The sequence below is a fragment of the Myroides sp. C15-4 genome (assembly GCF_050522745.1).
Taxonomy (GTDB): domain Bacteria; phylum Bacteroidota; class Bacteroidia; order Flavobacteriales; family Flavobacteriaceae; genus Flavobacterium.
Genome location: NZ_JBMVQX010000052.1, coordinates 1 through 12,089 on the forward strand (window position 1 = coordinate 1; position 12,089 = coordinate 12,089).

At 31.8% G+C, this 12,089-nt stretch carries 9 protein-coding genes and 1 pseudogene; 7 read left to right on the forward strand and 3 right to left on the reverse strand.

Going from position 1 to position 12,089, the window contains the following annotated elements; genetic code table 11:
- Positions 1-569 precede the first annotated feature (569 nt).
- From ACPDHL_RS15480 to ACPDHL_RS15500, 5 genes are all read left to right on the forward strand, one after another.
- Positions 570-788: a hypothetical protein gene (locus ACPDHL_RS15480; protein WP_430533636.1), complete on the forward strand. Its 219-nt coding sequence runs from the start codon at positions 570-572 to the stop codon at positions 786-788.
- Positions 789-1,167: 379 nt separating this feature from the next.
- Positions 1,168-1,398, forward strand: a complete 231-nt coding sequence (locus ACPDHL_RS15485) for a hypothetical protein (RefSeq protein ID WP_060875540.1) — start codon at positions 1,168-1,170, stop codon at positions 1,396-1,398.
- A 297-nt stretch (positions 1,399-1,695) separates the two neighbouring features.
- Positions 1,696-2,256, forward strand: a complete 561-nt coding sequence (locus ACPDHL_RS15490; protein WP_002992089.1) for a helix-turn-helix domain-containing protein — start codon at positions 1,696-1,698, stop codon at positions 2,254-2,256.
- 99 nt (positions 2,257-2,355) lie between these two features.
- Complete coding sequence (locus ACPDHL_RS15495; protein ID WP_002992090.1) at positions 2,356-2,589, forward strand: hypothetical protein; 234 nt, start codon at positions 2,356-2,358, stop codon at positions 2,587-2,589.
- 226 nt (positions 2,590-2,815) lie between these two features.
- On the forward strand, positions 2,816-4,312 hold the full coding sequence (locus ACPDHL_RS15500) for an acyl-CoA dehydrogenase family protein (protein WP_060875539.1): 1,497 nt from the start codon (positions 2,816-2,818) through the stop codon (positions 4,310-4,312).
- A 672-nt stretch (positions 4,313-4,984) separates the two neighbouring features.
- On the opposite strand, the gene ACPDHL_RS15505 is transcribed toward ACPDHL_RS15500, so the two are convergent.
- Both ACPDHL_RS15505 and ACPDHL_RS15510 read right to left on the reverse strand, forming a co-directional pair.
- The gene (locus ACPDHL_RS15505; RefSeq protein WP_002992092.1) at positions 4,985-5,839 is read right to left on the reverse strand and encodes an isoaspartyl peptidase/L-asparaginase; all 855 of its coding nucleotides are present in this window, start codon (positions 5,837-5,839) and stop codon (positions 4,985-4,987) included.
- Positions 5,840-5,853: 14 nt separating this feature from the next.
- Positions 5,854-6,732, reverse strand: a complete 879-nt coding sequence (locus tag ACPDHL_RS15510) for a cyanophycinase (RefSeq protein ID WP_060875538.1) — start codon at positions 6,730-6,732, stop codon at positions 5,854-5,856.
- A 143-nt stretch (positions 6,733-6,875) separates the two neighbouring features.
- Between ACPDHL_RS15510 and cphA the strand changes: the two genes are divergently transcribed.
- Together cphA and ACPDHL_RS15520 are read left to right on the forward strand one after the other, a co-directional pair.
- Positions 6,876-9,485: a cyanophycin synthetase gene (cphA, locus tag ACPDHL_RS15515; protein WP_353162000.1), complete on the forward strand. Its 2,610-nt coding sequence runs from the start codon at positions 6,876-6,878 to the stop codon at positions 9,483-9,485.
- Positions 9,486-9,743: 258 nt separating this feature from the next.
- Positions 9,744-11,339, forward strand: a complete 1,596-nt coding sequence (locus ACPDHL_RS15520; RefSeq protein ID WP_430533637.1) for an FMN-binding glutamate synthase family protein — start codon at positions 9,744-9,746, stop codon at positions 11,337-11,339.
- Between the two features lie 137 nt (positions 11,340-11,476).
- Here the strand turns inward: ACPDHL_RS15520 and ACPDHL_RS15525 are convergent.
- Positions 11,477-11,991 (reverse strand): annotated as a pseudogene (locus ACPDHL_RS15525) (GNAT family N-acetyltransferase).
- Between the last annotated feature and the right edge of the window lie 98 nt (positions 11,992-12,089).

Below are 12,089 nucleotides of genomic sequence, written 5' to 3' on the forward strand. Positions count from 1 at the left end.
TGTTTTCATATTTGACAGTTTTGTTTAAAGTTAATAATTTCGAATTAACAACTGTCCGATTTTTAGGTAAGCCTACAATTTGATAAATGCACAACGTAGGTTTGAATCATATTTTTTACCTCTAAAGAGCAAGTATGATCGATATAAATAAGATATAATTGATCTTTGTTGTATAATTTTTTAAACATAGTCAAAAAATAATCTGGACTATATTTTATAGTAATAAAATAAGCTACTGTAATTAATTTATTAACTGTATTATTTTTAGTTTCAAATTTCAATTGGGGGTGATTTTGATCTTGGTTAGTAGCCATAAGTTATATCGGATATTATTTTCAATAATTCAGTTTAGAATTGTATTATTTACACAAGATGTAAAATCTTAATTATAAATAACATACGCAATATAGTGATTAAATTTAGGTAGTTTTTATTGTAAAAAAAATTAAGTGATAGAATTTGTAAAATAGCTTTATTATATAAACATTATTTTTTATTATATAAAACTAAGGAGTTTATAAACGCTACATTTACTAAATAGCAATTAAGCTATAATAAAATTCTTTATTATGAATAATAATCAAAGATTGGAAGTAGTTAAAATTTCAAATTGGGATGAATCGTCAAAAAAGTTAAAAGAGCAATTTTCGCAATTGACAGACGTTGATTTGAAGTATGAGGTGGGAAAGGAGAATGATTTATTAAATCGTCTTGAGAAAAAAATGAATAAAAAGCGCCCAGAAGTGATTGATTTAATCAATAAATATGAAAAACAGAGTAAAGTGTAATTATTTTGTTATAAAACAATTTAATATAACTGTAAGTGCACTTTAGGGTGCACTTTATTTCTTAAAATCTGGATGTCTGGATTAAAATTTAGTTTGTTCAAACTACATTGACCTACATCTAATTGTAGATTTTACTACAATTGAAATAAGGATGTTGTAATATAACTGGTTTGCTTAATCAATTAAAAAGTGAGACCTAATTCGATAGTCTATAGAAAGGGTATTTTAATATATAAAAAGTTTTTTTCTTTAAGCAGCTTATTGATAGTATGTTTTAATGTGTGAAAAATATAATTTATATCAATTGTTGTATAATGCTTTTTAGACAAGTAAAACAGACCTTTAGGTTATGTAAATGTAGTTATTGAAGGTAAATAATATGGATATAAAAACTCAAAGCGATCAAAAGATTTTGGAGCAAAAGATACTGAATCACAATTTAGCAATCAATCATTTAGAATTAGCTATAAAGTATCATTTTGATGCATCTAGGTATTTTGAAAATGGCGATATTGATAAAGCTATTGAGTGCAATGCAAAAGCACAAGATAGCACGAATAAGGCGGTGGAATACAGTTCAAAAATTGGCCACAAACATTTATCGAAATAGAATAATAATTTCATGATTGGGTTTAATGAATGTTGAATAAAAATCGGGGTAAGAAAACAGACGTTGGTATTGAATGCCCAAAAGTAATTTTTTTCGATATCCTTACCTTGGTTTTTATCAATATTTTTTTAAAGGAATCTCTGCTGTGAGATTTAAATAAACAGCGTTTTGCTAGAAGAGGAAGATCTATATAGATCTTCCTCTTTGTTTTTTAGGTTATATATCAATTCGCTTTTTTTGACTATTAACATCAGTTAATCAATTCTTTAGGTTACCTTTAGATAAAAGTTCTTAAGTATGAAGATTTTCATAAAATACATGGTGAGTTTTCGCTGTAAGATGATAGTGAGGATGGAGCTGGATAAACTCGGAATCATTTATGGTAGTGTAGATCTTGGTGAAGTAGAATTAAAACAAGAACTTACCAATGAAGAGTTTACGCAATTAAAAATGGCTTTACTTCAAACAGGATTAGAACTTATGGAGAGTAAACGAGCTATTTTGATTGAGAAAATTAAAAAAGTAGTAATTGAAATGGTGTATGGTGATATAGAGGTTTTAAAAATAAAAAAATCTGATTACATAAGTAAACAGCTAAATTATGACTATACTTATCTGGCTAACATATTTTCTGAATCTACAGGTACTACAATAGAACAATTTGGTATTGTTCACAAGATTGAACGAGTAAAAGAACTTTTGATTTATGATGAATTAAATTTATCTGAGATTTCCTATAAGCTTAACTATAGTAGTGTAGCACATTTATCTGCTCAGTTTAAAAAAGTCACGGGTTTGACCCCAACTTTTTTTAAAAAGCTCAAAGATAAGAAAAGGATAAATCGCGAAGATGTGTGAATGATATAATAGATAATTATTATTGTGTAATGATTTTATAATCAGTAATTTCCACCTTTGTGTTGTAGTAATTAAACTACAAAATAAAACACAAAACATATGGACAAGAAAGATGAAAAAAACAAAGCCTTAGCTAGTAGTTCACAAAATGAAATCAAGAATCATCGTGAAGCGGCTGGTCATTTAGAATCAGCTGTAAAATATCATTTAGATGCTGCTAAACATTATGAGGATGGATTGGTTGAAAAAGCTGTAGAATGTAATACTAAGGCACAAGCCTGTACAGAAAAAGCAATCAGTGAAACTGGCAAAAAGATGCGTACTAGACTTTAATTAGAAGTAAACAGAATATCAAATTTTAATACTATTAATTCTTAACCGAAATAAATAAAACTTAATTAATAATTTGTTACTTCTTTAAAAACCACTTGATATTTGTTGTCGTCAGGTGGTTTTTTTTATTATTAATAAAAATTAAATTCCAGCAAATATTATTGCTATGCCAAGGTTATAAATTCTCGGACAATCAAGAAGTTTTAATTTATAAAAGATAATAGAGATGAATGCATTAGTAGAAAATATGGATTTTAGTATTTATATCGAAGAATTTAAGAAGCGATTGAAATATCTGTTTCGAGAAAAATATAATTATAATGCTTTGGGACTTACCCGTGATTTTCCTGCTGAATTAGTGGATGAAATTATGGATCAAACCCCCTTGTCTGTAGCTATCCCTCAGAGGTATGGAGGCAGGGGAATGAAAGTAAAAGAATGCTTGCAAATTCTCTCAGCAGCCTCTTATGAATCTTTACCTCTTTCATTGATTTTTGGGATTAATATCGCTCTTTTTTTGGAACCTTTGGCTAAATATGGACAAGCTGCTGTTCAGCAAAGGGTTTTTAAAGAGTTTATAGAAAACAAAGCGATGGGTGGATTAATGATTACTGAAAAAGCTCACGGGAGTGACGCTTTGAATATGAAAACAGCTTTTGAGCAAAAGCAAAATATGTATCATATTAAAGGACAAAAACACTGGCAAGGATTAAGTGGTACAGCTGATTTTTGGATTGTAACGGCCAGAGAGACTAGACCAAATGGAGAATTAGCAAGAGATATTGATTTTTTTGTTTGTGAAAATAATAAAGAACATCAATATATTCCTATGACTCATCGATATAATAACTTGGGTTTGTATGCTATTGCTTATGGTATTAATGAAATTGATATAATTGTTCCTAAGGAGCAAAAATTACTCAATGAAACCACAGGAATTAAATTAATGCTTGATACGCTTCATCGCAGCAGGCTTCAATTCCCTGGTATGGGATTAGGGTTTATTAAAAGGCTTTTAGATGAGTCCTTAACACATTGCCAAGAAAGACAAGTAGGAGGTACACCTTTGTTGACAATTGATTCAGTCAAAAATCAAATTGCAAAGATACAGGCCGCTTACACCTTGTGTTCTGGTATGTGTATTTTTAGCGTTGATATAAGCGGAATTGACAAAAACTTGGCCTTAATGAGTATTGAGGCTAATGTACTGAAAGCTTTAGTTACAGATTTAATGCAAGAATCAGCCCAAATTAGTTTACAATTAGCTGGGGCTAATGGATATCGATTAGACCATATTGCTGGAAGATCCTTGGTTGATTGTAGACCTTTTCAAATTTTTGAAGGATCAAACGAAATGTTGTATACCCAAATTGCGGAGGGGATACTAAAATTGATGAGAAAAGCAAAAAAAACGAATCTATATGGTTTTTTAAAAGAGTATGAGCGCACGAGTTTGAGTGCTGAATATTTTGTGTCTCAATTAGATTTAAGTATTGATAGTACGTTAAAACAACGCAATTTAATACTTATAGGTAAAATGATAGCTCGAGTTATAAGCTTTCAATTCGTCTTGCAACTGGATGGTTTTAATATGCAACTTATAGAAATCACACGTCAAAGTCTTCTTTCAGATTTGGCTGCTTTTTATGGTCAATTTAATATACAAAATGATGTAAATCCCATTTTAGATTACGAGATGAATTCAGATTGGACTACGTTTTAACAAAAATGAGAACTCAAGCTTATATATTGAATAATTTACCACAAAATACGATAGAATAATTTAATATCGTTTGTAAGATTCAAATCTGAAGTATGATGAATTAAGTTTATTTGAGATTTTGTATAGATTTAATTGCTTTAGAGAAGTCAATTTACCTTATCAATATAATAGATTCACGCCTAGAAAAAGTAGCAGGGAAGATGTGTGAATTATGTAATCTCTTATGTTTTTTATATAATACTTTGTCAATCAATAAAAACAACCTTTGTAAGGTAGTAATGTGGTGTTAGTTATGCCCCCATAAAAACCAATTAAAAATCATCACCAAACTACTTACGTTTAATTTAGAATCGGCATTAAATACCATCTAAATACTGGTAAGTGTTATAAATATTGATTGGTTGAAAAGCTGTATAAAGTAACACAAAGATACAAGTCTGTACAAAAAGTCTGTACAAAGAAAGCAATTAGTAATAGACTTTAAACAAAATAAAAAAAAGACAGATTATAATATTATTAATTCATTTACCAAAATAAAAAAACTTTATTAATAATTTGTTGCTTCTTTCTAAAACCACTTGATATTTATTGTCAGGTGGTTTTTGAATTAAGTTTACATTTGTTGTTTCTCTTGATATGCTTGACAAAGAAGTGAAAGGCTATTGAATTTTTTTAGAAAATATCCAATTTAATTCCATCATAACTAGCATATACCATTGTTGGATGTGATTCTTGATGATATATATTGCCCTTATAATCGATTGCTATAGCTCCCGCCAATCCTTGTATTTGTTTCAGATCTTGAAAACTTTTTTCAAATGCCTCAGCTAAGGTCATGCCATCACTCACTCGTGTTGCAATTTTGGCTGCCATAGCAAGACTTACAATATCCTCGCCAATACCAGTTAAACTTACTCCACAATAGGTATTAGCATAATTTCCTGCCACTGTTGCAGAATCAGAGATTCTTCCAGGTATTTCAAATCCTTTACCTCCAGTAGAAGTGGCTGTTGCAATTTTACCAGAATTGTCTATACAAACGCATCCTACAGTACTTGTTTTTAATGTGTTTTTATCTTTGTTTTGCTTTTTTTTATCATATTCGTCTTTGCGTTGTTTAATTTGAGGATTAAAAAAGATGAAATGATTCGCTCTTGCAAATTCAATAGCTCCAATTCCACCAAGTATTTTATCTTCATAAGACATTAATTTTTCTGCTACTAAAATTGGATTTTTTACATTCTCAATATTAATCACACCGGCCATTCTTAAAGTACTTCCATCCATTAAAGCAGCACTCATTCTTATAATCCCATCGGATTGTATCTGAGAACCTGTCCCAGCATTAAAAAGAGGATCATTTTCTAAAAGACTAACAACATAGGCAACTGTCTGAATAGAAGTATTCATTTTTAAGTATTGAAAACCTTGATGAATAATACGTTTTAACGCCTCTTGTTTTTGATTTCTTGTTTTGTCATTGGTATGGGATTCTGAGAGAAAACCACCATGTATAATTAATTTCATACTACTTATATTTATTAGTTATTATACTGAGAATCCTTTATAATTATTTTGTTTTCTTTAAAGAAAAAAATATCATTTTGAGTCATAACATGGGTAATTAAGTGACTAATAGAAATAGGTTTCCCAATGTCTATTTGAGTTAGATTGGTATCTGTAATTTGTCGTCCGTCTACAAGTATAATACTACCTGAACCAATTGCAATCATGGTGTCATTGTTATCAGTAATTATTAATCCGGTATCCTCGCCTAGACCTATACCTATTTTCATGGGATTTCCAACAACAACTTGAAATAATCGGCCAATTCTACCTCGTTGTATAAAATGAGTATCAACAATGATGGAATCAATCAGGCTTAAACCACTATTTATTTCTACCAAACCTTTTAATAAAGCATCGGAGCTGTTACCTTGATAAATCATACTAGATGATACTGCTGCTGCACCCGCAGAGGTACCTGCATATAAAAACTCTTCATGATGATATTTATCCAATAACATTTGTTGAAACGGAGTTCCTCCTATCACAGAAGTTAAACGCAATTGATCTCCTCCAGTAAATAGCACAGTATTTGCTTGGGTGAGCCGCTGTAAATTATCAGGATCATTAGCTTCTAATCTACTATTGATTGGCAAGTGTCCAACGTTTGTGGCTCCGAGAAGTTTAAAAGCATGTATATATGTTTGACTTACCTCTTCTGGCATTTTAGAGGCAGTGGTTATAATTTCAATTCGGGATTCTTCCTTGTTTTTCGACTCGTCTATTATGTTCTTTAGAATACCACAATTGTAAAAGTAATTACTGTTTATTTGTTTTATTTCTGTTTCACTGGCGATAGAATTTCCTACATCTATTCCTCCACCAACGATAATTAATTTTCCTTTAATACTCATGTTTAAAATTATTGATTTTGTAATTTAATCAAATTAAACCATTATATCATTAAATAATTATCTTAATTTATTGGTAATATTTTTAATTAAAATAGTTGTAGTCCTTATTTAATAGTACCTTGATAAATATAAAAGTAAGGTATATGATTATAGAAAAAATATCAATTTTACGAGGTCCTAATATTTGGAGTAATACAAGAGTGAAGCTCATTCAAATGCGATTAAATATAGAAGAGCTAGAACAAAGACCCACAGATGTAATTGATGGGTTTTTACAACGAATAAAAGTATTATTACCATCATTATACAGTCATCGATGTTCTGAAGGAAGTCCTGGAGGTTTTTTCAGTAGAGTAAGCACTGGCACTTGGATGGGACATGTGGTGGAGCATATATCTATTGAAATCCAATCTTTAGCTGGTATGCAATCGGGATTCGGAAGAACCAGAGAAACAAAAGTTTCAGGGACCTATCATGTTGTGTTTGATTATGAGGAAGAAAATGCAGGTGTATTTGCTGCAAAATCAGCAGTAGAAATTGCCCAAGCACTAGTTGATGGAGTTGCTTATGACTTGGACTCGACAATTCAAAAGTTAAAGCAAATTTATCGACGTTTTATTTTAGGACCTTCTACACTTAGTATTGTAAAGGAAGCAAAAAATAGAAAAATTCCATGGATACCATTGGACAATCAATCTTTTATTCAGTTAGGTTATGGAGTTAATCAAATGCGCATTCAAGCAACCATCACATGTGAAACTAGTCATATCGCTGTAGATTTAGCATGTGATAAAGAGAAGACAAAAATGATACTCAAACAATGCTCCATACCTGTTGCAGAAGGTGGTGTTTGTATAAACCAAGATCAACTTAAACAACTCATTGATAAAGTAGGATATCCTATAGTGATAAAGCCATTAGATGGAAATCAGGGAAAAGGTGTGTCTATTAAAGTTCTCGACTTTGAAACAGCTAAACAAGCTTTAATACATGCACAAAAATATAGTGAAAGAGTCATCGTTGAAAAATTTATTAGGGGCCATGATTTTAGAGTTTTGGTCATCAATAATAAAGTCGTAGCGGCTTCAAAAAGGGTTGCTGCTCATATTATTGGCGATGGAGTTCGAACAATAAGAGAATTAATTGAATTAACAAATAAAGATCCTTTACGCGGAAATGGTCATGAGAATGTTTTAACTAAGATAGAAATCGATCGAGATACCCTGAGTCTTTTGTCTAAAAGAGAGCTTCAACTGGATTCTATTGTCGAAGATAATATGATTGTTAATTTAAAATCTACTGCTAATTTAAGCACAGGAGGAACGGCAATTGATGTAACGGATCAAATCCATCCAGAAAACATTTTATTAGCAGAAAGGATTGCAAGAGTTATCGGATTGGATATTTGTGGAATTGATATCATGGCTGTTAACCTTACGACTGCTTTAAAAGAAAATGAGGGTGTGGTGTTAGAAGTAAATGCAGCACCAGGATTTAGAATGCATTTAGCGCCTAGCGAAGGGATTTCGCGTAATGTAGCTGTACCTGTTTTGGATATGTTATATCCTCCAGGAAAAGAATCTAGAATTCCTATACTAGCAATAACAGGAACAAATGGTAAAACAACAACAACTCGTTTACTGGCTCATATTGCAAAAAATCATGGCTTTAAAGTAGGTTTTACAACATCTGATGGCATATATATCGATCATCAACTAATGGAAAAAGGAGATACCACAGGTCCTGTTAGTGCTCATTATGTGCTGCGAGATCCAAGTGTTGAAATTGCTATATTAGAGACAGCTAGAGGAGGTATTTTGCGTGCAGGATTAGGATTCACTAGTTGTGATATTGCTATTATTACCAATATTAAGGAAGATCACTTAGATTTAGATGATATTCATACGTTGGCTGATTTGGCAAAAGTCAAAGCTGTTGTAGTTGAGAGTGTAAAAACAGATGGCTGGGCTATTTTAAATGCAGATGATCCCTATTGTATGAAGATTTCACAAACACTAGACTGTCAAGTTGCATATTTTTCGTTAGATGTAAATAGCTCTATTGTAGAAGCATGCTTGAAAAGAGGTGAAATAGTAGCTGTTTGTGAAAATGGATATATAACCATTAAAAAAAAGCATTGGAACATTAGAATTGAAAAAGTTATTAATGTTCCTCTTACTATGCAGGGAAAAGCAAAATTTATGGTGCAAAATGTATTGGCAGCTACTCTGGCCAGTTATCTGTATGGATTTGAACCAGCAAACATCAGAATGTCCTTGCAAACTTTTATTCCTAGTCCCACTCAAACTCCAGGGAGAATGAATGTTTTTGAATTTAAAAAATTTAAAATCATGATTGATTTCGCCCATAATCCAGCAGGATATTTAGCCATTGAAGACTATTTAACGTTTATTGAAGCCTCTAGGAAAATTGGTATAATAGCAGCAGTAGGAGATCGACGAGATCAGGATATTATTAAATGTGGTAAAATCGCTGCACGAATGTTTGATCATATTATTATTCGACAAGAAAACCATCTACGAGGAAGGACTGAAGAAGAAATAATACAATTGATATTAATAGGAATAACTAGTATTAATAAACAGGTTACTTATGAAATAATCCCAAAAGAAGCTGAAGCCCTTAAACATGTTTTATCTATTGCTAAAGAAGGAAATTATATAGTTGCCTTAAGTGATGTAGTATCCAATGCCATCAATCTTATTGAGTCCTATCTTGAAAATGATAAATAGAATACTTTTTAACTGATTTTGATAGTAAGATAATATTCTAATTTTATCAAGAATTGTGTTAAATAAAAGTTTCTAAGAACAAGAAAAATAAATTTTATACTATCAGTACAGGATTATTTATAATCGAATCGTTAGTTTAATTGGTATATTTTCTCTGAAGAGTGGTTTAATTTATCTAGAATATAGAGATAGATATTTAACAGTAAACCTAATTTATTATTCTTATAATATAGTGAAGGTTAAAAACAAGTCAAACTTATGCGTAAACAATTTGTCGTTTTTTCAACATTACTTTTGATTGTAATGCTTCTACTTACTCTCTTTTTAAATAAGAATTGGGGCATCTTTTTTGTAGTTATTCTCATCTTTGTGATTATGGGATATCAGGATATGTATCAAAAGAAACATACACTGAGGCGTATTTATCCAATCTTTGGTCGACTTCGCTATGTGATGGAAGAACTTCGACCAAAAATGTATCAATATTTTATTGAATCCGATACCGACGGTAAACCAATTAGTCGTATCGACCGTGCAACCATCTATCAACGTGCTAAAAAAGAATTGGAAACAATTCCATTTGGAACGCAATTAGACGTTTATGCAGAGGGTTACGAATGGATGTGTCACTCAATTGCTCCAAAAGCCTTTGATAAACTAGATCACAATCCTCGTGTACTGTTTGGTAATAAAGACTGTAAACAGCCGTATTCAGCCAGTATCCTCAATATTTCAGCCATGAGTTTTGGTTCACTAAGCGCTCAAGCTATAGAAGCCATGAGTGGTGGTGCAAAATTAGGAGGGTTTGCGCATAATACAGGTGAAGGAGGAATAAGTCCGTATCATTTAAAAGGTGGAGGGGACTTAATTTGGCAAATTGGTACGGGATACTTTGGATGTAGAGATGAGCATGGAAAATTTGATCCTACCTTATTTGCGGAAAAAGCGAAATTACCGAATGTAAAAATGATCGAGTTAAAAATCTCACAAGGAGCTAAACCAGGGCATGGGGGAATACTTCCTGCGTCTAAAAATACAGTGGAAATTGCGGAAATCAGACAAGTAAAACCGCATACGGTTGTGGCTTCACCGCCTTATCACTCGGCTTTTAATTCACCATTAGAATTAGTTTCGTTTATTAAGGAATTGCGAACTCTATCAGAGGGGAAACCGATTGGGTTTAAACTGTGTATCGGACACAAAGCAGAGTTTATTTCTATTTGTAAGGCGATGGTTCATTTAGATACGTATCCGGATTTTATCTCTGTAGATGGTGGCGAAGGTGGTACGGGGGCTGCACCGCAAGAGTTCTCGAATTATGTAGGAGCCCCTATGTTGGATGGACTGGCTTTTGTACATAATATTTTAATGGGAATGGGAATTCGCAAGCACATTAAGATCATTGCTTCTGGAAAAGTAACTTCGTCGTTTCATATTGCTCGTGCTATGGCTTTAGGTGCAGATACGTGTAATGCCGCTCGTGCGATGATGATTGCTATTGGATGTATCCAAACTCTTTTATGTAACACCAACCGTTGTCCTACGGGAATTGCTACGCAGGATCCAAAGTTGACCATAGGTTTAGACGTTGCAGACAAAAAAGTACGTATGGCCAATTACCATAAAGGAACAGTGGAGAGCTTCGTTGAGTTATTAGGAGCTTCTGGACTAGATGACATGAAAAACATCACGCGTACCCATATTTACAGACGTGTTTCATTGAATGAGATGTTGACGTATGAAGAAATTTTTCCTTCTTTAAAAGTGGGATCTTTACTCGAAGGGAATATTCCCGATCGATATAAACAAGATTTTGAATATGCAAATATGAACCGATGGTGGATTTTCAAATGAAAAACAAACCTAAATTGAGCTGTTTTTCTATAAAATTAATAGAAGAATTTTTATATATGGAAATTCAACATGTTAGATTATAGCCAGTCAAAAACCTCTAAGGTTAACATGATTTGGTTGTATTGTTTAAAAAAATCCTATACTAATGTTTTCTTCATCATTATATCGCTTTGCTTATCATCTGCTGGTAGAAAAATATGTTTATCAAATGCTATAAATCTATTTTTTTTTGATAGAAACGAATAGCTTTTGGGTTTTCTTCCCAAACACCTAACCACAAATAGTTGACTTTTTTAATATATGCTACTTGTAAAGCTTTTTCATATAATATTTGCCCAACCTTTTGCCCATGATATTCTTGTAAAACATAGATTCTTTTTATTTCTATGCTGTTGGAATCTTTTATTTCTGTTTGAGAAACTCCATAGTTTAATTTAAGATAGCCAATTATTTGATGTGATAAAATTGCAAAATAAAAGTCAGAATAAATATCAGTTAATTCTTTAGTTAGTGTCTTAATTGAAAAACTATCCTCAAGATATTTGGTCATGTTTTCCTGACTGTTTGTTTCTGAAAAGGTTTCAAAAAAAGTTTGCCTACTGATTGTTTGTAACTCTTGAATATCGTTTAGAGTTACTTTCTTAATTGCTATGTTTTTTTTTTTTTGTTTTCAAGGTGGATATTCCGTTTCGATTTGTGCCAGTGATTTCGGAGTACTTGTGCCAGTGATTTCGGTCAAACTGTGCCAGT